Source organism: Aeromonas sp. 602658, from assembly GCF_049173005.1.
Lineage (GTDB): Bacteria > Pseudomonadota > Gammaproteobacteria > Enterobacterales > Aeromonadaceae > Aeromonas > Aeromonas veronii_A.
Map to the genome: position 1 here is coordinate 1 of NZ_JAAKRF010000028.1, position 25,786 is coordinate 25,786.

Below are 25,786 nucleotides of genomic sequence, written 5' to 3' on the forward strand. Positions count from 1 at the left end.
CTGATATGGCTCAGTCGGTAGAGCGCATCCTTGGTAAGGATGAGGTCCCCAGTTCGATTCTGGGTATCAGCACCATTAAATAGAAAGCCTCCCTGAAAAGGGAGGCTTTTTTGCATCTGTCAGTTTTCTTAATCCCCCTACATTCCCTATTCCCGCAACCCCCTCTGCTTGCAGTCGATACAGTTTATCTGCTGATTTGAGTCCTAATGTGTTACTCATTTGGCTGCTATTGATGGTTTTATCCAGATATTTAACCATGATTGATTGACGTAAAACGTTTTACATGTAAAATCCGGCGCGTTTTGCCTATTACGTGGAGAGAGAGCATGGCGCAGGATAACGAATACTGTTTGGGGGCGGTACCCGCCAAAGGGCGCAAAGGTGTGCTGTCGCTGATGCTGGTGATGCTCGGCCTGACCTTCTTCTCTGCCAGCATGTGGACCGGTGGTGCGCTTGGTACCGGTCTGGTGTTCGATGACTTCATCAAGGCGGTACTGATTGGCAACCTGTTGCTGGGGATCTATACCGCCTGTCTCGGTTATATCGGTGCTTCAACCGGTCTCTCTACCCATCTGCTTGCGCGATACTCCTTCGGCGTCAAAGGTTCCTGGCTGCCATCCCTGCTGCTGGGCGGTACTCAGGTCGGCTGGTTTGGCGTGGGCGTGGCGATGTTTGCCCTGCCGGTGCAGAAGGCGACCGGCATAGATGTGAACTGGCTGATCGCCATTTCGGGCATTTTGATGACGGTGACCGTCTACTTCGGGATCTCTGCTCTGATGGTGCTGAGCTTTGTGGCCGTACCGGCCATTGCACTGCTCGGTGGCTACTCGGTCTGGCTGGCTGTGAGCTCGACCGGTGGCATGGCTGCACTGCAGCAGGTACAACCAAGCAATCCCATCGAGTTCACCACGGCGCTGACCATGGTGGTCGGTTCCTTTATCAGTGCAGGAACCCTGACCGCCGACTTTGTCCGATTTGGTCGCAAACCCTGGGGTGCCGTCATGATTACCATGGTGGCGTTTTTTTTGGGCAACACGCTAATGTTCGTCTTCGGTGCAGCTGGTGCGGCGGTAACGGGGCAGGCCGATATCTCGGAAGTGATGTTGATGCAGGGTCTACTGATCCCCGCCATTCTGGTGCTGGGTCTCAATATCTGGACCACCAACGACAACGCGCTCTATGCCTCCGGCCTCGGTTTTGCCAACATTACCGGCCTCAAGAGCAAGCCGCTCAGCGTGATCAACGGCCTTATCGGTACGGCTTGCGCCCTCTGGCTTTACAACAATTTTGTCGGCTGGCTGGCCTTTTTGAGTACGGCAATTCCGCCGATCGGTGGCATTATCATCATGGATTTCCTACTCAATCGTGAGCGTTACCGTAAGTTTGCCGATCAGCAGTTCGAGACGGTGCGCTGGCAGGCGCTGGTCGCCACGGCAGTCGGGGTGGCTGTCGGCAAGTGGCTGCCGGGCATAGTGCCACTCAACGCGGTATTGGGCGCCGCCTTCACCTATTTCATTCTGGTTCGCCTCACCCAGCGGCCGGTTCTGGTACAGGAAGTTAACAAATGCTGATTCAACATATTCGTTTGGCCGATCGGGCAGGGTTGTGGCAGATCCGCTGTCAGGATGGGGTCATCACAGCCATCGAACCCCATGACGAGCATGCCGTCGCCGGTCGGGTGCTGGACGGGGAGGGCGGTCTGGCGATTGCCCCCTTTATCGAACCCCACATTCACCTCGATACCACCCAGACGGCGGGCGAGCCGAGCTGGAATCTCTCCGGCACCCTGTTCGAGGGGATCGAGCGCTGGGCAGAGCGCAAGGCACTGTTGACCCATGAGGATGTGAAACAGCGCGCCATCCAGACGCTGAAGTGGCAGATCGCTAACGGCATCCAGTTCGTCCGTACTCACGTCGATGTCTCCGACCCCAATCTGGTGGCGCTCAAGGCGATGCTGGAAGTGCGGGAGGAGATGAAGGAGTGGGTGGAGCTGCAGATCGTCGCCTTCCCGCAGGAGGGGATCCTCTCCTACCCCAACGGTAAGGCACTGCTGGAGGAGGCGCTCAAGCTGGGTGCCGATGTGATTGGCGCGATACCCCACTTCGAGTTTACCCGGGAATATGGTGTCGAAAGTCTGCACTACATCTTCGATCTTGCTGAGAAGTATCAGGTTCTGGTCGATGTGCACTGCGACGAGATCGATGACGAGCAGTCCCGCTTTATCGAGACGTTGGCAACCCTGGCCTACGAGCGAGGTATCGGCCATCGGGTGACGGCCAGCCACACCACTGCCATGCACTCCTACAATGGCGCTTATGCTTCCCGCCTGTTCCGGCTGCTCAAGATGGCAGACATCAACTTCGTGGCCAATCCGCTGGTGAACATTCACCTGCAGGGGCGGTTCGATACCTATCCCAAACGCCGCGGTATTACCCGGGTGAAGGAGATGCTGGAGGCGAACATCAACGTCTGCTTCGGTCACGATGACGTGTTCGATCCCTGGTATCCCATGGGCACCGCCAACATGTTGCAGGTGCTGCACATGGGGCTGCATGTCTGCCAGATCATGGGCTACGAGCAGATCAACGATGGGCTGAAGCTGATCAGCAGTCACAGCGCCCGCACCCTGAATGTGCAGGATCGCTATGGTATCGAGGTGGGCAAACCGGCCAACCTGTTGGTCTTGCCCGCCGAGAGCGGCTTTGATGCGGTGCGCCGTCAGGTGCCGGTGCGTTACTCGATCCGCCACGGCAAGGTGATTGCCCAGACCCGCCCGGCTCAGACCGAAATCGTGCTGGGTCAGCCAGAGCCCATCGATTTTCGCCGCTGAGATTTCAATCAGGCTGGATGTCGATTAGTTCCGCCTCTGGGCACAAGGGCCGCCATTGCGACATAATGGCGGCCTGACCCTGAGGGAGTGACACCATGCAAACCTGGTTCTATGTTGCTGCAGGGGGCGCCATCGGCGCCTGCCTTCGTTTTGGGATTGCCGAACTGATGGCCTTGCTGCTGGGGCGCCACTTTCCTTACGGGACTCTGGTGGTCAACGTGGTGGGCTCTTTCATCATGGGGGTGGCATTCGCCCTCATCAGTCATGGTCATGTGGTAGAACACCCGATGAAGCCGCTGCTGATGGTGGGGATCCTCGGTGCCCTGACTACTTTCTCTTCCTTTGCCCTCGATACGGTAGTGCTGGCTCAACATGGGGCCTATCTGAAAGCGCTGCTCAATATCGGTCTCAATCTCTTCCTCTGTCTGGCCATGGTGGTGCTGGGCATGCAGTTGGTTGCGAGCCGGGTTTAAGGTGTCCGGACGCCAGTGGCTCTGGTAAACTGGCGGCCATTCTTTGCTCTATGGGTGTTTAAGGGATGTCAGAACAAGCAACGACAACGCATTTTGGCTTTAAAACCGTGGCCGCGACCGAGAAGGAAACTCTGGTAGCAGGTGTCTTCCATTCGGTGGCAGCCAAGTATGATCTGATGAACGATCTGATGTCGTTCGGCATCCACCGCCTGTGGAAGCGCTTCACCATCGACTGTTCCGGTGTGCGCAAGGGCCAGAAGGTGCTGGATCTGGCCGGTGGTACCGGTGACTTGACCGCCAAGTTCTCCCGCATCGTCGGCGAGACCGGTCAGGTGGTGCTGGCGGATATCAACGACTCCATGCTGAAAGTGGGCCGCGACAAGCTGCGCAATCTGGGAGTCGCCAACAACGTCTCCTACGTGCAGGCCAATGCCGAGGCTCTCCCCTTCCCGGATAACCACTTCGACGTCATCACCATTGGCTTCGGCCTGCGCAACGTCACCGACAAGGACAAGGCGCTCGCCTCCATGTTCCGGGTGCTCAAGCCGGGTGGCCGTCTGCTGGTGCTGGAGTTCTCCAAGCCGGTCAGCGAAGTGATCGCCAAGCTCTATGACCTCTACTCCTTCAAACTGCTGCCGAAAATGGGCGAAATCGTCGCGAATGACAGTGAAAGCTACAAATATCTGGCAGAGTCCATCCGCATGCACCCGGATCAGCAGACCCTGGCAGGCATGATGGAAAATGTCGGGTTCGAGCAGGTGGAGTACTTCAATCTGACTCAGGGTGTGGTCGCCCTGCACCGCGGTTACAAGTTTTAAGGTTGCCTATGCCGATGGATGCCATGGTCACCGCGGTGATCGAAACCAGCCTCAACCAGTTGCTGGCGCTGGACAAACAGAGCCCGGAGCGGCTGCGCAAACTGGTGGGCAAGGTGCTCAAGCTGGAGCTGCGTGAACTCAAGCCGCTCTGGTTTGTCTTCTCCGAGCGTCGGCTGGATGTGTTGGCCCAGCATGAAGGGGAGGCCGATGCGGTGCTCAGCCTGTCGCTGACCGCCCTCGGTCTGCTGAAAGACCCGTCCGCCCTGACCCGCTATATCCGCGAGGAGAAGCTGGATCTGAGCGGTGATCCCCAGCTGGTACAGGCATTCAGCGTGCTGCTGGGTGAGCTGGATATCGACTGGGAGGAGGAGCTGTCGCGCTATACCGGCGACGTGCTGGCCCACACCCTGTTCAGCGGTGCCCGTCAGGCGCGTCGTCTGGTCGGTCGCGAGCTGTGCCGCACCCGCAGCCAGCTGGCGGAATATCTGACCGAAGAGGCCCGCCTCGCCCCCGGTCCGCTGGAGGTGGCGAGTTTCAACGATGACGTCGAGGTGCTGGCCCAGCAGCTCAAGGCCGTCGAACTGCGGCTGGCCCGCTTCGAACAGCAGGTGACCTGATGACCCCGAAGGAGTTCAAACGCCTCTATCGCATCATCACCATCCTGCTGGAGCAGGGCATCGACGAACTGGTGCCCGCCCGCTATCAACCCTGGCCGGGTCGTCTGGCCCGTCGCTCCCTGTTCTGGCTCAAGAACAAGCAACCGGATCTCAGCCGCGGTGCCCGCATTCGCCTCGCCTTCGAGGCCCTTGGCCCCATCTTCATCAAGTTTGGCCAGATGCTCTCGACCCGCCGAGACCTGCTGCCGCCGGATATCGCCGAAGAGCTGGCCCTGCTGCAGGACAGGGTGCCCCCCTTCTGTGGTCAGGCGGCGCGCCAGCAGATCGAGCTGAGCCTGGGTTGTCCCATCGAAACCCTGTTTGACGACTTCGACGAGACGCCGCTGGCGTCGGCCTCCATCGCCCAGGTGCATACCGCCCGCCTGAAGGAGAGTGGCCGCGAGATCGTCATCAAGGTGATCCGCCCCGATATCGAGCCAGTCATCGAGGCCGACCTGCGACTGATGCAGGCGCTGGCCCGTCTGGTGGCCCGCTTCGTGCCCCAGAGCGCGCGGCTGCGCCCCATCGAGGTGGTGGAGGAGTATCGCAAGACCATCCTCGACGAGCTGAATTTGATGCGCGAGGCGGCCAACGCCATCCAGCTACGCCGCAACTTCACCGGCTCCGAGGCGCTCTATGTGCCTGAAATCATCACCGATCTCTGCCGCGAGCAGGTGCTGGTGATGGAGCGCATCTACGGTATTCCGGTCTCCGATATCCCGGCGCTGGAAGCCAACGGCACCAACATGAAGCTGCTGGCCGAGCGCGGGGTAGAGGTCTTCTTCACTCAGGTGTTCCGCGACAGCTTTTTCCACGCCGATATGCACCCGGGCAACATCTTCGTCTCTTACGAACACCCGGAAAACCCGCTCTGGATCGGCATCGACTGCGGCATCGTCGGTACCCTCAATCGGGAAGATAAACGCTATCTGGCTGAGAACTTCCTCGCCTTCTTCAACCGCGACTATCGTCGGGTGGCAGAGCTGCACGTGGAGTCGGGCTGGGTACCGGCAGACACCAAGGTGGACGAGTTCGAGTTCGCCATCCGCACCGTGCTGGAGCCCATCTTCGAGAAGCCGCTCTCCGAGATCTCGTTCGGTCACGTGCTGCTCAACCTGTTCAACACCGCGCGTCGCTTCCATATGACGGTGCAGCCGCAGTTGGTGCTGCTGCAAAAGACCCTGCTCTATGTGGAAGGGTTGGGGCGTCAGCTCTACCCGCAGCTCGATTTGTGGCAGACCGCCAAGCCGTTCCTCGAAAACTGGATGCACGAACAGGTCGGGCCCAAGTCGGTATTGAACGCTATCAAGGAGAAGGCGCCATTCTGGGCGGAGAAGCTGCCGGAGCTGCCGGAGTTGGTCTATGAGACCCTGCGCCAGACCCGTCATCAGCAGCGTCATTTCGACCAGATGTTTGCCGAGTTCCGCCGTCACAGCCGTCGGCAGGGGCAGGCCCGCTACCTCTTAGGGGTTGGAGCCAGCCTGCTATTGGCGGGTGTATTCTTGCTGACCCAAAAACAACACATTGAGTGGGGACAAGCCAGTCTCGCCGGTGCAGCCCTCTGCTGGCTGGTCGGCTGGTTGCGAACCCGTTCCCATTAATCAACAACCGCGCCGTCAGGCGCCTGTTCTGGAGAGAAAATCATGGGTGGTATCAGTATTTGGCAATTGTTGATCATTGCAGTCATCGTCGTGCTGCTGTTCGGTACCAAGAAACTGCGCGGCATTGGCGGTGATCTGGGCGCGGCGGTCAAAGGGTTCAAGAAAGCCCTCTCCGACGAGCCGGCTGATGCCAAGGCCGAGCAGAAAGATGCCGAGTTTCCCCCGAAACAGCTGAACGAAGCGGCCACTCAGAGCAGTGAGACCGCCAAGCAGAAAGACAAAGACCAGGCCTAAGCCATGTTCGATATCGGTTTTTGGGAGCTGGTCGTTATCGGTGTGGTAGCACTGGTGGTACTGGGGCCCGAGCGGCTGCCGGTTGCCATCCGCACGGCTACCCACTGGATCCGCCTCATTCGTTCGACCGCGAACTCGGTCAAGTCCGAGCTGGAGCAGGAGCTCAAGTTGCAAGAGCTGCATAACGACCTCAAGAAGGCCGAACAGTTGCAGATGAGCAACCTGAGCCCCGAGCTGCAGGAGTCCATCGAACAGCTTAAAGCGGCGGCCCAGTCGGTCAATCGCCCCTATCAGGTGGAGAACGAGATCCGTCCGCCGCGCCCCGAGCCGGTCGCCCAGGCTGAGCCTGTCACGCCGGTGGAGCCTGTGGTGCAGCTGAGCCACGACGTGCCGCCGGTCAACAGCCAGCGGGAGAGCGAGCCGGTGCCGGTCAGCGACTCCGCAGTAAAAGGGGAGGTGAAGCCATGAGTCAGGCCGAACAACCCCTGATCAGCCATCTGGTTGAGCTGAGAACCCGTTTGCTGCGCTCCATTACCGCCATCCTCGTGGTGTTTCTGGCGCTGATCTACTTCTCCAACAACATCTACGACTTCGTGGCCCAGCCGCTGCTCAGCCAGTTGCCGGAAGGGACCAGCATGATCGCGACGGATGTGGCGACCCCCTTCCTGACGCCGATCAAGCTGACCCTGGTGGTCTCCTTCTTCGTGGCGATCCCCTATCTGCTCTATCAGGCCTGGGCCTTTATCGCCCCGGGTCTGTACCAGCATGAACGGCGGCTGATCATGCCGTTGGTGGTCTCCAGTGCCCTGTTGTTCTATGCGGGGATGGCGTTCGCCTACTACGTGGTGTTCCCGCTGGTGTTCGGTTTCTTCACCAGTACCGCACCCGCCGGGGTGACGGTGGCGACCGACATCGCCAGTTATCTGGACTTCGTACTGACCCTGTTCTTCGCATTCGGGGTGGCGTTCGAAATTCCGGTGGCCACCATACTGCTCTGCTGGACCGGCGTGACCACACCGCAAAACCTGAAGGAGAAACGTCCCTACGTCATCGTCGGGGTGTTTGTGGTCGGCATGTTGCTGACACCGCCTGATGTCTTCTCCCAGACCCTGCTTGCCATCCCGATGTGGGCGCTGTGGGAGATAGGTCTGTTCTTCGCCCGCTTCTACGTGAAGAAAGAGGATGAAGAGCAACAGGAACAACCGGATGTGGAGAGCTGAGGCTCTGTTCGTCACCTGTTTGCCAGACGGTGAGAGGATGACGAAGTCCGCAGGAATAGCAGAACGAGGGGAGCTGAGGCTCCCTTCCTCTTTTCATGCTCCCGTTCGAGGCGTATGGTAAGACCCCATTCGGTAGATGGTTTTCAAATACCTGATATGTATTCCTTTTGTTCGGAACGTCTCATTCCATGATCGATATCGGTTTAAACCTGACCAGCAGCCAGTTCGCCGGTGAACAGCCTGAGCTGGTGGCCCGTGCCCGTGCCGCCGGAGTGGAGGCGCTGATCCTCACCGGTACCGATCTGACTGGCAGCCGCGAGAGCGCAGAGTTGGCCGCCCGCTGGCCGGGCTACTGCTTCTCTACCGCCGGGGTGCATCCTCACGATGCCAAGAGTGTCGATGAGGCGACCCTGCCCGCCTTGCGCGAGCTGGCGGCACTGCCGCAGGTGGTGGCCATCGGCGAGTGCGGCCTCGACTACAACCGCGACTTCTCCCCCCGCCCGGTGCAGGATGCGGTATTCGACGCCCAGCTGGCGCTGGCCGCCGAACTCGGGATGCCGGTGTTCCTTCACTGTCGCGATGCGCACGCCCGTTTTATCGAGATCCTCCGTCCCTGGTTGCCGAAACTGCCGGGAGCCGTGCTGCACTGCTTCACCGGCTCCGATGAGGAGCTGGACGAGTGTCTGGCGCTGGGGCTGCATATCGGGGTGACCGGCTGGCTCTGCGATGAGCGCCGCGGCCAGCTGCTGCGCGAACAGGTGGCTCGCATTCCGGCCGGTCGGCTGATGATCGAGACCGATGCCCCCTATCTGGTGCCGCGGGATCTGAAACCGCGCCCGAAACGCAACGAACCCGCTTTTTTGCCGCACATCGCCCAGGTGGTGGCGGCCTGTCGTGGTGAAGCGCCCGAGGCCTTGCTGGCCCACACCCGGGCCACCTCCGCCGCGTTCTTCCAACTTCCTCTCCAGGAGTGATTCATGGCTACAACTCTTCCGGGCGCCTTTCCGGGCCGCCGCCTGCGCCGTCTGCGCAAACATGATTTCAGCCGTCGTCTGGTGCGCGAGAACGTACTGACCGTCAACGATCTCATCTATCCGGTGTTCGTGCTGGAGGGGGAGAACCGTCGGGAAGCCGTTCCCTCCATGCCGGGGGTAGAGCGTCTCTCCATCGATCTGCTGCTGGAGGAAGCCGCTGAACTGGTGGAGCTGGGCGTGCCTGCCATTGCCCTGTTCCCGGTGACCCCGCTGGAGAGCAAGAGCCTGATGGCGGAAGAGGCCTACAACCCGAACGGGCTGGCCCAGCGCACCGTGCGTGCCCTCAAGGCCCGCTTCCCGGAGCTGGGGGTCATCACCGACGTGGCACTCGACCCGTTCACCACCCACGGGCAGGACGGCATCATCGATGATGAAGGCTATGTGCTGAACGACATCACCACCGAGATCCTGATCAAGCAGGCGCTCTCCCACGCCGAAGCCGGGGTCGATATAGTCGCGCCGTCCGACATGATGGATGGCCGCATCGGCGCCATCCGCGCGGCACTGGAAGAGAACGGCTTCATCAACACCCAGATCATGGCCTACTCCGCCAAGTACGCTTCCTGCTACTACGGCCCGTTCCGTGATGCGGTTGGCTCTGCCGGCAACCTCGGCAAGAGCAACAAGGCCACCTATCAGATGGATCCGGCCAACAGTAACGAAGCCCTGCACGAAGTGGCGCTGGATATTCAGGAAGGGGCCGACAGCGTGATGGTCAAGCCGGGCATGCCCTATCTGGACGTGGTTCGTCAGGTGAAGGATCAGTTCGGCGTGCCGACTTTCGCCTATCAGGTCAGCGGCGAGTACGCCATGCACATGGCGGCGATCCAGAACGGCTGGCTGAAAGAGAAGGAGACCATCATGGAGTCCCTGCTCTGCTTCAAGCGGGCCGGGGCCGATGGCATCCTCACCTATTTCGCCAAGCGCGTGGCGCAGTGGCTGAAAGAAGATGCCCGTTAAGCCGGGTTGAAGAGATAAACGAGAGGGGGAGCCGATGGCTCCCCCTCTGTCGTTATGGCTCTCTTTTGGTCACGAGCGGATGATTACAGCTTGATCCAGGCATCGCTCCAGTGGCTGCCGGTACCCGGTGCATAGTGGCTGGTCGAACCGCCACACCAGCCACTGTAGGGCCAGGGTTTGCACTCGTAGTTGCCACCGGCATTGCTGACCCGTTCGCCACTCTGATAAGCGGTGCCCGCAACATAGGCCGGGTAGCTGCCGTTACCACCGTCACTGTCACCACCCGGAGCCTGTTCCACCAATGCCAGGGTGAAGCGGCGCTCGAAGCCCTGCTTGCTCCCCTCAGCCATGCCCGCCAGCAGCAGCTCGTAACTGCCGGCCGCAAGGCCCGGCTGCGTCAGCTGCAGGGAACCCTGACCATCGATCAGGGCGCTGCCGGTGGCGACCGGATTGCCATCCTGCAACAGGGTCGCGGTGACGGTCACCGGGTTGGCGGTGGTCAGCGTCAGGCTGAAGTCGAGCGTGCCGTTGACGATGAGATATTCGGCCGCCAGATCGGTGACGGTGAAGTCACTGCTGCTACCGGTAGTGGGCAGAATGAAGTCTCCGCTCAGGTAGGTCAGACCGGTCCAGCCGGAGCTGGTCAGCCAGTGCTTGCCATTGGTCTGATAGACGTTGGGCAACTGGGTGCACTGTTTGTTGTCATTGACGAAGCCGATACCGTAAAAGCCCGCCACATTCTTGTAGCAGAGCTGGCGACCATTCTGGTGCAGCACTGGCTGATCCAGCTTGCCCTTGTGGTGGAGTGACAGCCAGTCAAACTGGTTGATGGCCGAGACCAGCGGCACAAACTGGCCATCGGGCTGACGATAGCGGATCAGGGATCCGGCATCACAGAGCAGACCATCAGCCTGCTGTTCGACGTAGCCGTAATACTGCTCGCCATCCTGGAAGGTGAACCGGCAGAGATTGCCTTTTTCCGACTCCTTGGGGATCCAGCCCATCAGCAGTCGCTCCTGATTGTTCAGGGCCGCCAGCTGCCCAACACTGAAGTCGCTGCCGTTGGCTACCCAGCCTTGCGGCATGGTGGAGAATTGCATGAAGTAGTGGTCGGTATAGTACATGTGGCTGTCAGCGCGGTGCTTGCGAGCCCCCTGACTGACCGAGTTGTAGCGATAGATGTCGTTTTCTGGCTTGTGGAAGCCGTTGAGATCATCGTCCAGATAGGGTAGGTCGCCCTTGCGGATATGGTAGTTGGCTATGCCCGTCATCAGCGGATGCCAGCCGTGGCTGCCACGGGCAAACGCGCTCTCATGGCTGTAGGACTTCCCATCGAAGCCGTGGCCAAATTCGTGGGCAATGATGCCCCAACTGCCGTAGTAGTGGCTGACAAAGTTAAAGGTATCGACCCCGGTGATGCCACCACTCCCCAGCCCGCCCCCCATGGCGGTGATCCCCAGGTTGAGGTAGGGGCGCTTCATCAGGCTGTGGTAGTAGTAGTCATAATCGGCTGCCGTAAAGATCCCGTTCGGCACATAGCTGTTGCCGCCATTGCCGAACATCTCGTAGCCGTTCACCGCCTTGAAGTTGTACCAGACGTGTTTGAACTCCTCGGTCGAGACCATGTAGGCCAGGTTGGTGGCGATGATCAGCCACTCGCGGGCGTAGAGGGCATTGATGGGGCGCCAGGAGCCGCTGGTGTTGGTGGCGAAGCGCACGTTCCAGCTTGGCTTGAGGCGTGCCAGCTTCTGGGCAAACGGATCCGAGTTGGAGCTGAACCTGTGCTCGAACTGGGCAGGCAGATTGATGCTGTTGTCGAGCAGGTTGTTGAGATCAAACACTCCGTCGCGGCTGGCGCTGTTGAAGCGTCCCTGCTCGCCAAAGGCGCTCAGTGGCAGGGTGATTTGGGCATAGGCGGGCAGGCGATCGAGCTGGCCCAGGATCAGCCACTTGTTGATACCGTTCAGGCGTGACTCGATATTGATGTCATGCAGCTCTCTGGCGGCATAGTTGGTAATGCGCACCGTGTCGTTATCAAGCAGCTCAGTCTTGACCAGCGAATTGATGTTGACCGAACGCTGGGCGCGATCGATCAGTACCTCGTAGGGTTCGTCATTGCGCAGTATGTAGCTGACTGCGGTCGGCATCAGCTGATCGAAGATCAGCGGGCGAGCCGGCAACTGCTCGTCGGCCGTGAAGCTGATCTCCTTGCTCAGTAGCTGGTTGAAACCCAGGCCGCGTTCGTTGGCGGTGACAAGCGCCGAGCCCGCCAGCTGGAGATCTTTCAGCGCCGCCACGGGCTGCTGGTTGATCTCTCGGACAGTAAAGGTCGGGTTCTTGAACTGAAAGTCGTTGGCGATCAGGGTATCGGCATCATGCCACTCGATGCGGTCCTTGAAGTTCACCACCAGCCGATCGCCATCCATGTCGATTTTTTGCAGATTGCTGTCTGCGATCACCTGCTCAGGCGCCAGCGGGGTGTTGCTGGCGATGGCATCAGCCAGTTTGCGCAGGTCATAGATGTAGTAGTTTTTGCCTGCGGTGTGGGCCAGGAGATAGTCACCCACCTGATGGAGTTGCACCAGACGGTGGCTGTATTTTCCTTCAAAGGCGAGCCGACCGGCGATGGGGGTCTTGAGGCTGTTCTCCGGCGTCACATCCTGCTGGCGGTAGACCTTGATCTCGCTCAGCGCATCGGCCACCAGCACGTAATCCTGATTGGCAAAGACGGCCTGGGCGCGGTGCAGGCTGTTGCTGCCGGAATCCCGACCGGTTCCCAGGGTGGTGACATGGCGATGTTCATCGGCCAGATCGAAGATATCGACCCGGTGCGAGTAGCGCGAGACCACGTAGAGCTTGTTGTTGCGGACAAACAGTTCGCTGATCTGGTTGTAGGCCGTAGCACTGCCGGTTGCGGTGCCGCGGATCTCGCCAATCTGCTGGCGGCTCGGGATATCGATAATGGCCACATGGCCCGGATTGCCGTTCTGGCTGACATAGAGCCGATCCTGATAGCGCTCGACCGCCGTGATCAGGCTGGCGTCCAGCCCCAGCTGGTCGGCCGTCAGCTCCTCGCCTTTGTCCAGATATTGCAGCGAGGTGGCAAACGAGTTGACGCTGCAGGAGCTGGTCTCCATCACCACACGGGTGCGTTCGCCATTCTGGATCTGGCCGTGGGGGAAGTACTCCAGCAGACAGCCGTTGCCGTAGTCATAGTTGCCAAAGCGCTTGTTGACCGCAACGACCCCACCGTCGTACCAGGTCAGCTCCCACTCCTCATCGAAGAAATCAAAGACGTTACGAATGGCTGTTTCGTCGAAAAAGTGGGGTTTGGGCAGATCGAACAGGATGTGGTTATCCGCCGTCAGCGGGTAGAGCAGGCCGTTGATGGCAAGGTGGCGCTTGCCATCCTTGATGATCACGTTCTGCTCGTCAGCCGCACTCTGATGCAGCGCGGCGAGGCGCGCCGTCATCTGTTCGTAGTGCTCCTGATAGGTTTGTTTGAAATAGGCTTGTTCGCGCTCATCGGCCACAACATGGGCCGACAGCAGCAGACCGAGCAGGGTGGCAAGCTTGGTGGTTCTTGGCATGGTGATTTCCTTATCTTGGTTGTTGTTGGATGTTTTTGGGTGGTTGGCAAGCATGTAAAAGAGAGGGGCTAACCCGTCCGGGTCAGTGCATCCTGCCCATCGGCAGCGTGGCCGACGGGCAAGATATGGGCGGGGGCCTGTCGGCCCCCGTTAGTGGTTGGGGAAAGGTCAGAGCTTGATCCAGGCATCGCTCCAGGCGCTGCCGGTACCCGGCGCATAGTGGCTGGTCGAGCCGCCACACCAGCCGCTGTACGGCCAGGGTTTGCACTCGTAGTTGCCACCGGCATTGCTGACCCGATCACCGGCCTGATAGCTGGTGTTGGGGGCGTAGGCCGGGTAGTCACCTTCGCTACCGCCGTTGCTCTCTTCGGTCAGCGCAACTTGGAAGCGCTGCACCACCGGCTGTTGGCCATCTGCCAGACCGGTGATCACAACGTCGTAGCTGCCATCGGTGACATTGCTGCCCTGCAGTACCAGGGTGCTGGTGCCGTTCACCTGGCTGCTGGTGGTACCGTGGTTGCGGCCGCTCTGCTCCAGAGTCGCGGTGATCTGTACCGGGTTGGCGGTGGTCACGTTGAAACGGATGCTGACCTGACCGTTGACTATGGTGTACTCGCTCGCCATGGCGCTGACGGTGAAGTCGCTGCTGCCTTCGGCGGGTGGCGTTGTGCCGCCGCAGTCGCTGTCGCCCTGTACGCGCCAGACGCCCCAGTCACCCGTGGTGCCCGGCTCTTCGTTCTGGGTCCACCAGCCAGCCAGCCAGTTCTTGCCGTTGTGGCTGACGATGTCGCCGCCCACGTAGACCTTCTTGGCATCCCAGCTGTTTTCACAGACGGCGCCCTGCTCCCTGACAGTCACGTTGCGCTGCTGGGTTACCTGCTGACCGGCGCTGTCGCTCACCTGATAGGTGAGGGTGTAGCGGCCGACCTTGCTGCTGTCGACGTTGCCGCTGACCTTGATTTGGGCGGTCAGGTCGCCATCTTCTTCATCATGGGCGCTGACGCCGGTCATCGGATCGAAAGCGGTACCCAGTTCCAGCGTGGTGTCGGTGACACCGCTGAACACCGGCTTCATGCTGTAGACCTCGATGGTGCGTACCTGCTCGGTGACGTTGTTGTCGCGATCGCTCACCTTGTAGGTGAGGGGGTAGAGGCCGATGCGCTGGCTGTCTACCGATCCTTCCACCTGGATCTGGCCAGTCAGGTCGCCATCTTCCTTGTCGTTGGCGCTGACCCCGGCCAGCGGATCAAAGGCAGTACCCTGCTTGATGCGGGTATCGCTCAGGCCGCTGAACACCGGCTTGCCGTTGTCGACCGGGGGCGTGATCTCCTGATCGTGGATGAAGGGGCCGTAGCTCTTTATGAAGGATTCGTTGTAGGACTGACCGGCGGCGTTGCGGCCCATGTCCCAGTTGATGGACCAGGTCATCACGCCACGCAGCGGTTGCCCCTCGCTCTTCAGGCGGTTGAAGGCGTTGTAGAGCTTCTGCGGATCCTGCACATAGCCAGTGGCTGCGGCGTCAATGTTGGTCGGAATACCGAACACCAGCTTGTCATGGGGGATCTTGTAGAAGCCGCGGGTACCGTTGCTCAGCGAATCCGCCATGTAGTAGATGAACTCTTCTTTCAGGGCATCGTTGTTCTGGGCAATCCAGCCGATGCCATCGATGTAGATACCGTCGCCACCCTGGTTGTAGAACTGGGGGTTGATCCAGTCGTAGTACCCTTCCAGATTGCGGATATAGGGGATGTAGGCGCCAGTCTGGGTCAGATAGGGGAACTCCGGCGCCATGGTGATGAGGAAGTTTTTCCCCTGGGCGCGGTAGTGATCCTTGACCAGACGCAGGGCTGCCGGGATCACGGTCTGGTTGTCGGCGGCGGTGATGGCGGCCTGTTCCAGATCGATATCCAGCCCGTCGAAGCCGTAGGTCTCCACCAGACGGATGATCTCGTCGGCAAAGGCCTGCTCCTGACCCTTGCGCAGCTCGATGTGTGCATCGGCACCGCCCAGCGCCAGCAGCACGGCACGGCCCTGACGGTTCAGCTCGGCGATCTGCTCGATAAACTGGCTTTCGCTCATGCCGATGGCCGGGTCGAGTTTGAAGGTGGGGATGGGATCGCTGCCATAGACCTTCATGAAGGAGACATCGACCACGTTGTATTGCGGGTTGACCTGATCGAGCTTGACGCAGGGGGCGATACCGCCCTTGTAGCCCGAGCCGTCACACCAGTTGTGCCAGTAGCCGACCACTACGCCGGACTGGGGGTTGACCATCGCCTGACCGGCACTGGCGGCATATGCCATGGGGGGGCCCATGCCGAGCAGGCAGCCAAGCAGGGATAATTTGAGTTTGTTCATTGTCTCTCCGTACGGTGCAAATAGGGCGTCGGTTGTGACCGGACGTCCCCGGGGGCAGCCCCGCTGTCATAGGTGTTTTCCCTTAGACCGGTGGCTTTGCGTCGCGCCCTTTCGGGTCACTTTGCCTTTTTCACCCGATTTCTGTGCAGCACAGAGAATCAAGTGACCTGCATGGCAGGCTGCCTATGATAGATGCTTGAAAATAAATTAATCAATAGTTGGTTTTGATTCTAATTAACTGAAATATATTGATAATTTGTTACGCCGCCCACATTCAGTCAGTACCCCTGATTGACCATTACAGTGCCTGGCAAGCAGCGGTGGCGTCGGTAAATGGCGACTTGTTGCCCCTTTAAAGTAGCGGTAAGAGCCAAAAAAGCTCACAGATTCATCCTGTTACTGACTGTTGATGACAAAACAGCGGCAATGGCAGAGATCCGGGTCGCAATGGCTGGAAAAGTACAGGGTTGTGGCGGATTCCCGCTTGATTATTGCGTGGCTTGGCCACATGTTAGAAAGCCATACAGAGCTGCTAAAGCGGTCTGTTCAAGACCAAACAAGAGGTAACCGGGATGAATAACCCTTTGCTGACAATGGATTCTCTGCCCCCTTTCAGCCAGATCAAGCCGGAGCAGGTTCAGCCTGCCGTGATTCAGGCGATTGCTGACTGCAAGCAGAAGATCAGCGATGTGCTGGCCCAGCGTGATCCCCATACCTGGGATAGCCTGATTGCCCCGCTGGAAGAGGTAAATGACCGCCTGTCACGGATCTGGTCACCGGTCAGCCACCTCAACTCCGTACTCAATAGCGAAGCGCTGCGCGAGGCCCATGACGCCTGCCTGCCGCTGCTCTCCGAATTCCAGACCTATGTTGGTCAGCATGAAGGGCTCTATCAGGCCTATCTGGCCCTCTCCCAGAGCGATGATTTCCCGCTGCTGAGCGGCGCCCAGCGCAAGGAGATCCAGAATACCCTGCGTGACTTCCGCCTCTCTGGCATCGGTCTGCCTGCCGAGGCGCAGCAGCGTTACGGCGAAATTCAGGCCCGCCTCTCCGAGTTGGCCTCCCGTTTCAGCAACAACGTGCTGGATGCGACCCAGGGCTGGCACAAGCTGGTGGGCGATGAAGCCGAATTGGCCGGTCTGCCCGACAGCGTGCGTGCCGCTGCCCGTCAGATGGCTGAACTTAAAGGCAAAGAGGGGTGGCTGTTCACGCTGGATATCCCTTCCTACCTGCCGGTGATGATGTATGCCGACAACCGCGAGCTGCGCGCCGAGATGTACGAAGCCTTCACCACTCGCGCTTCCGATCAGGGCCCCAATGCGGGCAAGTGGGACAACTCCGCCATCATGAGCGAGCTGCTCACCCTGCGCCGCGAACTGGCCCAGCTGCTGGGGTTCGCCAACTATGCCGAGCTCTCCTTGGCCACCAAGATGGCGGACAAGACCGAACAGGTGGTGAGCTTCCTCACCGATCTGGCGGCCAAATCCCTGCCACAAGGCAAGGCTGAGCTGGAGGAGATCCGCACCTTCGCCGCCGAGCAGCATGGTCAGAGCGAGCTGGCAGCCTGGGATCTCGCCTACTACGCCGAGAAGCTCAAGCAGCACAAATTCTCCATCTCCGACGAGCAGCTGCGCCCCTACTTCCCCGCCAGCAAGGTGGTGAAGGGGCTGTTCGAAGTGGTGAAGCGGGTGTTCGGCATGAAGGTGCGCGAGCGCCTCGGCATCGACACCTGGCACCCGGACGTGCGCTTCTACGACATCTTCGATGCCGACGACGAGCTGCGCGGCAGCTTCTATCTCGACCTCTACGCCCGCGAGCACAAGCAGGGCGGGGCCTGGATGGATGTCTGTCTGGGTCGTCGCTACCGTCAGGATGGCTCGCTGCAAAAACCGGTGGCCTACCTGACCTGCAACTTCAACGGCCCGGTGGATGGCAAGCCTGCGCTGTTCACCCACAACGAAGTGGTCACCCTGTTCCATGAGTTTGGCCACGGCATTCACCACATGCTGACCCGCATCGACGTGGCCGGCGTGGCCGGTATCAACGGCGTGGCCTGGGATGCGGTGGAGCTGCCGAGCCAGTTCCTCGAGAACTGGTGCTGGGAGTCCGAGGCGCTGGCCTTTATCTCCGGCCACTACGAGACCGGCGAGCCGTTGCCTGCCGATCTGCTGGAGAAGATGCTGACCGCCCGCAACTTCCAGGCGGCGATGCAGATGTTGCGCCAGCTGGAGTTCGCCCTGTTCGACTTCCGTCTCCATCAGGAGTTTGACCCGGCCAATCCGGCACAGCTCCCGGCGCTGCTGGACGAGGTACGCAGTCAGGTAGCAGTGATGACGCCACCGGCGTTCAACCGCTTCCAGCACAGCTTCTCCCACATCTTCGCGGGCGGCTATGCGGCGGGCTACTACAGCTACAAGTGGGCCGAGGTGCTCTCTGCCGATGCCTTCTCCCGCTTCGAGGAGGAGGGGATCTTCAACCCGGCCACCGGCCAATCCTTCCTGAAGAATATTCTGGAGAAGGGGGGCTCGAAGGAGCCGATGGAGCTGTTCCGAGCCTTCCGTGGCCGTGAGCCCAAGGTGGATGCACTGCTGCGACACAGCGGGATCGCTGCCTGAGATTCCTGACCCGCCGCCTGTGTGAGCTTCAAGCAGGTACACTGTTTTGCGGCATAGTGGGATCGAGTCGTGATTTCTGCGACAAAAAGGGACCTTTTGGTCCCTTTTTTCAAGGCTTTTTAATATCTTGCTGATTGCATATTTGCACTGCCCACGGCTCTTCAGTAGAGTCGTGTTCTAACCTTCAAGGAGAGAAAGCCACTTGCCATGAGGCGAGCACTCGATTCCGTCTATCAAATCATCTCCAGTCTGGCTCATTCGAGCGGCCAGGGATATTTCGATACCTTTGTGAGTGAAATCGCCGCTGCTGTGATGGCTGATGTCGTCCTGATCGCCAGCAGGGAATCAAATGCTACCCACCTGACGGTTCAGACCGCCTATCCCTCCTCCCTTGACACCGATGCCCTGACGCTGCCACTGACTGACTCTCCCGATGCCATTACCTGGCAGGAGGGGGAAGCCTGGTTCAGCGATCGTCTGCTTCAGCTCTTTGCCAACGTTCCCCTTGCACAGGAGTGGCAACCTCAGGCCTATGCCGGGATTGTCCTCAGGAATGCAGATGGCGAGACCATAGGTATCTGCGCCCTGCTTTATCGTCAGCCGCAGGCCAATATGAGCAAGGTGATTGGGTTACTCCGGTTGCTGGCTCCGTTGGCGGGTCGTGAGCTGGCGCTGATGCTGCAACGACAGCTGCCCCCCCCTCTGCCTGAACCGTCCCATGCATTGCAGAGCATGCTGTTCCAGGCTCCGGTGGGGATCGGTAAGCTGGATCTGGCTGGCCGTATCCTCTGGGCCAACCCGGCCATCGAGCAGATGCTTGGCTATCCCCTCGACGAGTTGCTGCAGCGATCCATCTCCGACATCAACCATCCCGAGGATTGGCAGGGCAGCCTCGTTTGCTACGAAGAGATCCGCCGTGGCGAGCGCAGCAGTTTCACCCGGGAGAAGCGCTACTTCTGCAAGGGGGGGCAGATCCTGTGGGGGCGGGTAACCGTCACCCTGATCCGTGACAAGCAGCAGCAGCCGGACTACCTGATGGTGCTGCTGGAGAATATCGATCCTCTCAAGCGCCATGCGGAGCAGCTCAAGCTCTCCCACCGGGTCTATGACAATCTCTCCGAGGCGATCCTGGTCTGTGATGCCGATAGCCGCATCATCTCGGTCAATCCGGCCTTCGAGCAGATCACCGGCTACAGCAGTGACGAGGTGCGAGGCCAGCGCCCCAGCCTGCTCAAGTCGGGGCTGCACGACCAGACCTTCTATGCCGACATGTACCATGCGCTGGAGCGGGTGGGGGTATGGCGTGGTGAGGTGTGGAACAAGCGCAAGAATGGCAAGCTCTATCCACAGCAGTTGATGATTAGCACCCTGCGGGAAGGGGGCAGGATCAGCCAGTACATCGCCATCTTCAGCGACCTCTCCCAAACCAAACTGGCCGAGCAGAAGATCGCCGCACAGGCCAACTATGACAACCTCACCAGCCTGCCCAACCGCTGGCTGTTCAGTCGCTGTCTCAGCCGCTTCTGCGAGCGGGGCGAGCGCTTTGCGCTCATGGTGCTCGACCTCAACAACTTCAAGGCGGTCAACAACAGCATGGATCACCATGCCGGTGACGCCCTGTTGCGGGAGGTGTCGGACCGGCTGGTGAGCCGGGTGCGCACCGAGGACCTGGTGGCCCGCATCGGTGGTGACGAGTTCGCCTTTCTGGTGCCAGGCATCGTCACCCGTCGTCAGGCCGAGGTGTTTGCCAAGCAGGTTATCGGTAGCTTTACCCGTCCCTTTATGCTGGCCAACCAGCATCTCTATGTTACGGCAACCGTGGGGATGACCCTCTGCCCCGTCGATGGTAGCGAGAGTGACGAGCTGCTGCGAAACGCCGAACAAGCGCTGTTTGCCGCCAAGCGGCAGGGGCGGTTGATCGGTACCTACTGCTCCTCAATGCGGGAAGAGGTCCGTCAGCGCCACCAGATGCAACAGGATCTGGCGGAGGCGATCAAGCTGGAGCAGTTAACCATGGCCTACCAGCCGATCTGGGACAACCGCAGCGGTCGGGTCGCCAAGCTTGAGGCGCTGGTGCGCTGGTATCACCCCCAGTGGGGACAGGTGTCGCCAGCCGAGTTTATCCCGCTGGCGGAAGAGGCGGGGTTGATTCAGGGGCTGGGTGCGCTGGTGTTGTGGCAATCATGCCGGGATCTGGCTCGGTTGCAGCAGTCCGGCTTCCCTGAGCTGCAGATGTCGATTAACCGCTCCACCATGGAGTTCCAGACTATCGACCCTGAGGCGAGCGAGTGGCTCAAGGTGATCCAGCACTTCGGGCTCGATCCTGCCGACATCGTCATCGAAATCACCGAATCTCTGCTGATGGAGAGCAGTGATCAGCACAGGGTGCGGATCGATGCCCTGCGCGAGGCGGGTTGCAAGCTGGCTATCGATGATTTCGGTACCGGCTACTCGGCCCTCAACTATCTGCGCTCTTTCCCGGTGGATCTGGTCAAGATCGACCGCTCTTTTGTGCGCCATATCCCCTTCAACGAGCAGGATCGGATGCTGCTGGACGGCATCATCAACATAGTGCACAACCTCGGTATGCAGGTGGTGATTGAGGGGGTAGAAACCCGCGAGCAACTCAACTTCCTCTGTCAGAAGGGATGTGCCTTCACCCAGGGTTATCTGCTCAGCCGCCCGCTGGCCTATGACGATCTCACCGAATATCTGCAGCTCAATGACAAGGGGATGTTTCTGCAGATCAGTTAGGGGGTTTACTCCTTCGATGTCATCTCTGCCTGCTTCGTTTGCAGTGTCCGGTAATTCTCGCCGAGATAGCGCAGATAGATGCGATCCAGTACCCCTTCATCCAGCATCTGTTGCAGCGCCTTGTTGTAGGCAGGCAACAGGTCTGCTTTCTGCTTGCCAAAACAGAGGTAGAGCGGTGTCGAGTCGATAAAGGGGGTGAGGGGGCGGATCTTGACGTCCTGCTCCCTGGAGAGGATGGGGGCCGAGAAGTAGTCGAGGATGATGAGGTCAACCCGGCTCTTCTCAAGCAACAGCAGCAACTGCTTGTCTGAATGGGCCTTGATGGGGTCCCATCCGGTGAAGTTCCTGATCTTGTCGGTATAGTCATAGCCCCTGACCATCCCTACTTTCAGCCCCTTGGCCATCTCCCACGAGAAGTTCTGTAGCGGACTGTCACTGCGCACATAGGCGGCCAGCGGATAGAAGGCGGTAGCAAGATCAGAGTGGTAGCAGCCGGGGAGGGGGGCATTGTCGAGGATGCCATCAGCCAGTTGGGTACTCACATACTGTTCGCAGCGCCCCCACGGCAGTTCGAGCAGGGTTAGGGTCATTCCGAGGCGTCTGGTTGCTTCCTGATGGATCTCCACCGATATCCCTTCCATCAGTTTGCCCTGTTCGGCGTAGGAGAAGGGGGGCCAGTCTACACCGCATACCTTGAGACTGGTGCTGCTCTGGGCGGCAAGCAACAGGGCTATCAGCAGCTGCATGGGATTCTCCGGGATATGAGGGGGGTTGTGGTACACTCGCTTCACTGAACTTAGAACGCATCCAGAGACCATGCAAATCCTCCTCGAAGACCCCGCCAAGGCCGCGCAGGCAGACGCGCTGGCCAGCCAGCTTGGCCAAATCGACCTTCCCCTGTTTGCTCTGGTGTTTACCCCGGAGCGGCTGGAGTTGCGCAAGCTGGATGAGCCCAAGCTGGGGGCCGTCTATGTGGATTTCGTCGAAGGGGCCGTCGCCCATCGCCGCAAGTTTGGCGGCGGTCGTGGCCAGTCCATCGCCAAGGCAGTGGGGCTCAAGGCCGGCGCCACACCGACCGTAGTGGATGCCACTGCCGGACTGGGGCGTGATGCCTTCGTTCTGGCTTCTCTTGGTTGCAAGGTGACCCTGATCGAACGCAGCCCTGTGGTAGCCGCCCTGCTGCAGGATGGTCTGGCTCGAGCCGCCGAAGACCCGGAGATTGGCCCCTGGGTGCGCGAGCGGATGCAGTTGCTGCACGGCCCGGCGGTGGAGACCTTGCTAGGGCTAACCGAGCGGCCTGACGTCATCTACCTCGACCCCATGTTCCCCCACAAACAGAAGTCGGCGCTGGTGAAAAAAGAGATGCGGGTGTTTCAGTCGCTGGTGGGGCCGGATCTTGACGCCGATGCCCTGCTGCCGGCGGCGCTGAAGATGGCACAAAAGCGGGTAGTGGTGAAGCGACCGGACTATGCTGGCTGGCTCAATGAGCACAAACCCAGCATGGCTATCGAGACCAAGAGCAACCGCTTCGATGTCTATGTGATGGCGGCGCTGGCGGGATAACGCCGCACGCGAGGGGTAAAAGAAGAGGGCCAACCCGATGGGGTTGGCCCTCTTGCCATCTATTGGCCGTCTGACTGGGCTGGTGGAGCGAAGCGGATCAGCTTCTCCTCTCCCTGCCAGCTGAATCTCATGGTCGCCAGATCCGCCAGACTGAGTTGCTCGCCGCTGTGCAGCTGGAGATACTCTACTCCATCGCGGGCCTCTATGGTGCGGATCCGATCCGCCCACTGACGTCCGTCCCGACTGGTCAGCGCGACCGGCAACTGCCAGCTGGCGGCGATCTCCAGCCAGTCGTAGAGATCGCAACTGATGGGTTGGTAGGTGTTCATGTGCGGGTTGCCCTCTTGTCGCCGGTTACTGGAAATTGATGATGGTGGCGGGTGCCACCACCGCCTGGGCTTTCTGCACCTGTTCCAGTTGCAGCGGGTCGCCAGCCAGCGCCGGATCGTCCTCGTGGCCATTGCAGACCAGCGCCAGATCGTAGCTACCGAGATTAACAAATCCCAACTCGTAACCAAAGCCGCCACCGCTTTGCGGCAACACGGGCGCGCTGGCATAGAAGCCGTTGTCGCTGTCCGCCATGTCGGGGTAGTTGTCGTCACTTCTGGGTTGGTAGAAGTAGACGAAAGCCTTGTCGGTCAGCAGGCCGCCACACAAGCCAGCTGCTACCGTGCCCCTGACGATGGTGACCTGGGTGTTATTCACCAGCCGCACCCCTCTGGGCTTGAGCTTGTAGTACTGCTCGTGGCCGGGCAGCACCATGGCCTGGCGCAGGTCGAACTCGGTGGTGAAGGCGCTGAGGCCGTTTGCTGCGATGGTGAAGGCATCCAGCTTGAGCTCGCTGCTTGGCACTTCCAGCGGCTTGATCCCCCCATCATCCCGTTTGACGTAGGAGTAGGGGGTGCCATTCAGAAATTGGTTGCTGACCTCCCGTCCATCCAGTATCCGCAACCTCATCTGGCTGTAGTCACCGGGCATCACGCTCTGACCGGACAGCAGGGGGCGACTGGCGGATCCTTGATAACTCAGCAGGTCGATGTAGGTGAACTGCGGCCGGTCTGCACTGTCGAGCGGTATCGTCTCGCCGCTCGGGGTGCAGCCATCGTCCTGGGCCGAGGTGAGAAAACTGGCGGTGGTCCAGATCTGTTCGTTGCCGGCGACGGGGTGGATGCTGATGTTGGCGACGGCGATGCAGACCTTGCTGACCGCATCCACCGGGGCGTCGGAGAAGGCCAGCGAGAGCTGGGCTGGTTGTGGTTGGCTATTGCTGTCGCCACCACCGCCGCAGGCGGTGAGCAGGGTGGTCAGTCCGATCAGAGTCAAGGATTTCATGGCGTCCATTCCGGTTGGTTATGAAGACACCCCAACTCTAGTCGAACGTTGGTCATGAAGGGGAGGCTGGGCCCAGACGCAAGGGCGGGATCTGCCCGTCAGCCCAATAACATCAAGGTGCAGGCCTGAGTAGCACCAGTGTTGGCTGCGAAAGAGATTGTCGGAACGCCGGGGCACTGATTGGGCGTGGCCCAATCAGGCTTCCAGCAGGCGGGTGGGCCAGCCCATCTTCTGCTGGCGCTCTACCTCGAGGCGCAGCTCGCTGGCGCGCAGGTAGTGCTCGTCCAGCCACCCCTTGGGCAGGGTCAGGGTCAGTGACTCCTCTTCTGCCTGCAGGGTGAAGCTGGGCACTGTGCCCTGGGTACGGCGCATGCAGAGGATCAGCGCGATGCGCAGGATACGGGCCAGCCGGATCGCCTGACGACCGGTGACGGCACCCTGTTTCTCCAGTGGTTCCAGCTTGAATTCGTCCCGCTGGTTGAACAGCAGGGCCGACAACAGCTTCTTTTGCGCAGGGGTAAAGCCCGGCATGTCGATGTTGTCGATGATGTAGGCGGCGTGTTGCGGCGCCTTCTTGTACTCGATACAGAGGCCGATCTCGTGCAGCAGGGCGGCATAACGCAAGATTGGGCGACCGTAGCGTTTGGAGAGTCGCCAGGCCGGTTGCAGCTGGTTGAACGCCTCGACGGCGGTATCGCGCACCCGTTCGGCGTGCTCTTTATCCAGCTGATAGCGGCTGATCAGGCTGTCGGCGGTACGATCCCGGGCATCACAGTCGTGATTGTTGCCCAGCAGACCGTAGATCAGTCCTTCACGCAGGGCGCCACCCGCGAGGGTCATGCTCTCGATATCGAGGGTTTCGAAGATGGCGATCAGGATGGCGAGGCCGGAGGGGAACACGGTCAGCCGCTCGGCCGCCAGTCCTTCAAGCTGCAGCCGGTCGAGCTTGCCGCAGGCGATGGCCTGACCCATCAGCTCCTGCAGTTTCGGCAGGGTGACCCGTTCGCTCTTCCCTTGCGCCAGCATGATCTCTTGCAGCGCCTGCACCGTGCCGGAGGCGCCGACACAGGTGCGCCAGCCGAGGGCGCGGTAATCTTCCGCCACCTTCTCCAGCACCGCCTTGGCGGCAGCAATCGCCTGCTCGAAACGGGCTTCGGAGAGCTCGCCATCACCAAAGTGATTATTGAGCCAGGTGACGCAGCCCATGTGCAAGCTATTGAGCAGTTTTGCTTCGCTATGTTCGCCGATCACCAGTTCGGTACTGGCACCGCCGATGTCGATCACCAGTCGGTTGCCTTCCCCGGCAGAGGTCCAGGAGACCCCTTCATAGATGGTCTTGGCCTCTTCCTCGCCCGAGATGATCTCGATGCTGTGGTTGAGCACCCGTTCCGCTTCGCTGAGGAACTCGTCGACATTGGTGGCAAGCCGCAAGGTTGCGGTGCCCACCACCCGGATATTGTCGGCCGGGATGTCCTGCAACTGTTCGGAGAAGAGACGCAGACAGTCCCAGCCCCGCTCCATGGCGGCACGGCTGAGACGAAATTCCGGATCGAGCCCGGCTGCGAGGCGAACCTTGCGCTTGACTTTGGCCACGGTGCGCAGGGCACCGGCGACCTCGCGCACCACCAGCATATGAAAGCTGTTGGAGCCGAGGTCGATGGCGGCATAGAGAGGCGAGTTGTGCAACG

The 25,786-nt window shown here is 60.1% G+C and carries 20 protein-coding genes and 1 riboswitch; of the genes, 14 read left to right on the forward strand and 6 right to left on the reverse strand.

What is annotated here, in order from left to right; genetic code table 11:
* Window positions 1-326 precede the first annotated feature (326 nt).
* The 11 genes from codB (at window position 327) to hemB (ending at window position 9,886) form a co-directional block, all read left to right on the forward strand.
* Entirely contained in the window at window positions 327-1,571 is a 1,245-nt protein-coding gene (codB, locus tag G5253_RS16045; RefSeq protein WP_421203728.1) for a cytosine permease, read from the forward strand.
* Window positions 1,565-2,830, forward strand: coding sequence for a cytosine deaminase (locus tag G5253_RS16050; protein ID WP_266135493.1), 1,266 nt, complete (start codon window positions 1,565-1,567; stop codon window positions 2,828-2,830). Before codB ends, G5253_RS16050 begins: the two co-directional genes overlap by 7 nt.
* 95 nt (window positions 2,831-2,925) lie before the next feature.
* Complete coding sequence (gene crcB / locus G5253_RS16055) at window positions 2,926-3,303, forward strand: fluoride efflux transporter CrcB (protein ID WP_005339378.1); 378 nt, start codon at window positions 2,926-2,928, stop codon at window positions 3,301-3,303.
* A gap of 65 nt (window positions 3,304-3,368) precedes the next feature.
* Entirely contained in the window at window positions 3,369-4,121 is a 753-nt protein-coding gene (gene ubiE / locus G5253_RS16060; protein ID WP_005342396.1) for a bifunctional demethylmenaquinone methyltransferase/2-methoxy-6-polyprenyl-1,4-benzoquinol methylase UbiE, read from the forward strand.
* 8 nt (window positions 4,122-4,129) lie between these two features.
* The gene (locus G5253_RS16065; RefSeq protein WP_005339380.1) at window positions 4,130-4,738 is read left to right on the forward strand and encodes a ubiquinone biosynthesis accessory factor UbiJ; all 609 of its coding nucleotides are present in this window, start codon (window positions 4,130-4,132) and stop codon (window positions 4,736-4,738) included.
* Window positions 4,738-6,378 (forward strand): ubiquinone biosynthesis regulatory protein kinase UbiB, encoded by a 1,641-nt coding sequence (gene ubiB, locus G5253_RS16070; RefSeq protein ID WP_005339383.1) that lies wholly within the window; start codon window positions 4,738-4,740, stop codon window positions 6,376-6,378. Before G5253_RS16065 ends, ubiB begins: the two co-directional genes overlap by 1 nt.
* A 42-nt stretch (window positions 6,379-6,420) precedes the next feature.
* Window positions 6,421-6,672 carry a Sec-independent protein translocase subunit TatA gene (gene tatA / locus G5253_RS16075; RefSeq protein ID WP_005339385.1) on the forward strand — a complete coding sequence of 84 codons (252 nt, stop codon included), beginning with the start codon at window positions 6,421-6,423 and terminating at the stop codon, window positions 6,670-6,672.
* Window positions 6,673-6,675: 3 nt separating this feature from the next.
* Window positions 6,676-7,140 (forward strand): Sec-independent protein translocase protein TatB, encoded by a 465-nt coding sequence (tatB, locus tag G5253_RS16080; protein ID WP_421203730.1) that lies wholly within the window; start codon window positions 6,676-6,678, stop codon window positions 7,138-7,140.
* Entirely contained in the window at window positions 7,137-7,892 is a 756-nt protein-coding gene (gene tatC / locus G5253_RS16085) for a twin-arginine translocase subunit TatC (protein WP_040098487.1), read from the forward strand. Before tatB ends, tatC begins: the two co-directional genes overlap by 4 nt.
* A gap of 188 nt (window positions 7,893-8,080) precedes the next feature.
* Complete coding sequence (locus tag G5253_RS16090; RefSeq protein ID WP_266135495.1) at window positions 8,081-8,866, forward strand: TatD family hydrolase; 786 nt, start codon at window positions 8,081-8,083, stop codon at window positions 8,864-8,866.
* A 3-nt stretch (window positions 8,867-8,869) separates the two neighbouring features.
* Window positions 8,870-9,886: a porphobilinogen synthase gene (gene hemB / locus G5253_RS16095; protein ID WP_005357271.1), complete on the forward strand. Its 1,017-nt coding sequence runs from the start codon at window positions 8,870-8,872 to the stop codon at window positions 9,884-9,886.
* Between the two features lie 83 nt (window positions 9,887-9,969).
* Here hemB and G5253_RS16100 read toward each other — a convergent pair whose 3' ends face one another.
* Window positions 9,970-13,476, reverse strand: coding sequence for a hypothetical protein (locus G5253_RS16100; RefSeq protein WP_266135496.1), 3,507 nt, complete (start codon window positions 13,474-13,476; stop codon window positions 9,970-9,972).
* A 168-nt stretch (window positions 13,477-13,644) separates the two neighbouring features.
* On the reverse strand, window positions 13,645-15,834 hold the full coding sequence (locus tag G5253_RS16105) for an immunoglobulin-like domain-containing protein (protein ID WP_266135497.1): 2,190 nt from the start codon (window positions 15,832-15,834) through the stop codon (window positions 13,645-13,647).
* Between the two features lie 50 nt (window positions 15,835-15,884).
* A riboswitch (cyclic di-GMP riboswitch) is annotated at window positions 15,885-15,970 on the reverse strand.
* Window positions 15,971-16,406: 436 nt separating this feature from the next.
* Between G5253_RS16105 and prlC the strand changes: the two genes are divergently transcribed.
* Together prlC and G5253_RS16115 are read left to right on the forward strand one after the other, a co-directional pair.
* Window positions 16,407-18,449 carry an oligopeptidase A gene (gene prlC / locus G5253_RS16110; RefSeq protein WP_266135498.1) on the forward strand — a complete coding sequence of 681 codons (2,043 nt, stop codon included), beginning with the start codon at window positions 16,407-16,409 and terminating at the stop codon, window positions 18,447-18,449.
* Between the two features lie 207 nt (window positions 18,450-18,656).
* The gene (locus tag G5253_RS16115) at window positions 18,657-21,203 is read left to right on the forward strand and encodes a putative bifunctional diguanylate cyclase/phosphodiesterase (protein WP_266135499.1); all 2,547 of its coding nucleotides are present in this window, start codon (window positions 18,657-18,659) and stop codon (window positions 21,201-21,203) included.
* A gap of 5 nt (window positions 21,204-21,208) precedes the next feature.
* Here the strand turns inward: G5253_RS16115 and G5253_RS16120 are convergent, their stop codons facing one another.
* Window positions 21,209-21,949 carry a substrate-binding periplasmic protein gene (locus G5253_RS16120; protein WP_227341664.1) on the reverse strand — a complete coding sequence of 247 codons (741 nt, stop codon included), beginning with the start codon at window positions 21,947-21,949 and terminating at the stop codon, window positions 21,209-21,211.
* 70 nt (window positions 21,950-22,019) lie between these two features.
* Here G5253_RS16120 and G5253_RS16125 point away from each other — a divergent pair, with 70 nt between their 5' ends.
* Complete coding sequence (locus G5253_RS16125; protein ID WP_216952437.1) at window positions 22,020-22,766, forward strand: class I SAM-dependent methyltransferase; 747 nt, start codon at window positions 22,020-22,022, stop codon at window positions 22,764-22,766.
* Between the two features lie 59 nt (window positions 22,767-22,825).
* On the opposite strand, the gene G5253_RS16130 is transcribed toward G5253_RS16125, so the two are convergent.
* The 3 genes from G5253_RS16130 to gppA form a co-directional block, all read right to left on the reverse strand.
* Window positions 22,826-23,095: a Rho-binding antiterminator gene (locus tag G5253_RS16130; RefSeq protein WP_266135500.1), complete on the reverse strand. Its 270-nt coding sequence runs from the start codon at window positions 23,093-23,095 to the stop codon at window positions 22,826-22,828.
* A gap of 25 nt (window positions 23,096-23,120) precedes the next feature.
* Complete coding sequence (locus tag G5253_RS16135; RefSeq protein WP_266135501.1) at window positions 23,121-24,098, reverse strand: DUF4382 domain-containing protein; 978 nt, start codon at window positions 24,096-24,098, stop codon at window positions 23,121-23,123.
* A 195-nt stretch (window positions 24,099-24,293) separates the two neighbouring features.
* Complete coding sequence (gppA, locus tag G5253_RS16140) at window positions 24,294-25,784, reverse strand: guanosine-5'-triphosphate,3'-diphosphate diphosphatase (RefSeq protein ID WP_064339043.1); 1,491 nt, start codon at window positions 25,782-25,784, stop codon at window positions 24,294-24,296.
* Window positions 25,785-25,786: the final 2 nt, after the last annotated feature.

Coding starts and splice junctions, on each gene's coding strand:
- codB (WP_421203728.1), top strand. CDS start 327: ATGGCGCAGGATAACGAATACTGTTTGGGGGCGGTACCCGCCAAAGGG.
- G5253_RS16050 (WP_266135493.1), top strand. CDS start 1,565: ATGCTGATTCAACATATTCGTTTGGCCGATCGGGCAGGGTTGTGGCAG.
- crcB (WP_005339378.1), top strand. CDS start 2,926: ATGCAAACCTGGTTCTATGTTGCTGCAGGGGGCGCCATCGGCGCCTGC.
- ubiE (WP_005342396.1), top strand. CDS start 3,369: ATGTCAGAACAAGCAACGACAACGCATTTTGGCTTTAAAACCGTGGCC.
- G5253_RS16065 (WP_005339380.1), top strand. CDS start 4,130: ATGCCGATGGATGCCATGGTCACCGCGGTGATCGAAACCAGCCTCAAC.
- ubiB (WP_005339383.1), top strand. CDS start 4,738: ATGACCCCGAAGGAGTTCAAACGCCTCTATCGCATCATCACCATCCTG.
- tatA (WP_005339385.1), top strand. CDS start 6,421: ATGGGTGGTATCAGTATTTGGCAATTGTTGATCATTGCAGTCATCGTC.
- tatB (WP_421203730.1), top strand. CDS start 6,676: ATGTTCGATATCGGTTTTTGGGAGCTGGTCGTTATCGGTGTGGTAGCA.
- tatC (WP_040098487.1), top strand. CDS start 7,137: ATGAGTCAGGCCGAACAACCCCTGATCAGCCATCTGGTTGAGCTGAGA.
- G5253_RS16090 (WP_266135495.1), top strand. CDS start 8,081: ATGATCGATATCGGTTTAAACCTGACCAGCAGCCAGTTCGCCGGTGAA.
- hemB (WP_005357271.1), top strand. CDS start 8,870: ATGGCTACAACTCTTCCGGGCGCCTTTCCGGGCCGCCGCCTGCGCCGT.
- G5253_RS16100 (WP_266135496.1), bottom strand. CDS start 13,476: ATGCCAAGAACCACCAAGCTTGCCACCCTGCTCGGTCTGCTGCTGTCG.
- G5253_RS16105 (WP_266135497.1), bottom strand. CDS start 15,834: ATGAACAAACTCAAATTATCCCTGCTTGGCTGCCTGCTCGGCATGGGC.
- prlC (WP_266135498.1), top strand. CDS start 16,407: ATGAATAACCCTTTGCTGACAATGGATTCTCTGCCCCCTTTCAGCCAG.
- G5253_RS16115 (WP_266135499.1), top strand. CDS start 18,657: ATGAGGCGAGCACTCGATTCCGTCTATCAAATCATCTCCAGTCTGGCT.
- G5253_RS16120 (WP_227341664.1), bottom strand. CDS start 21,949: ATGCAGCTGCTGATAGCCCTGTTGCTTGCCGCCCAGAGCAGCACCAGT.
- G5253_RS16125 (WP_216952437.1), top strand. CDS start 22,020: ATGCAAATCCTCCTCGAAGACCCCGCCAAGGCCGCGCAGGCAGACGCG.
- G5253_RS16130 (WP_266135500.1), bottom strand. CDS start 23,095: ATGAACACCTACCAACCCATCAGTTGCGATCTCTACGACTGGCTGGAG.
- G5253_RS16135 (WP_266135501.1), bottom strand. CDS start 24,098: ATGAAATCCTTGACTCTGATCGGACTGACCACCCTGCTCACCGCCTGC.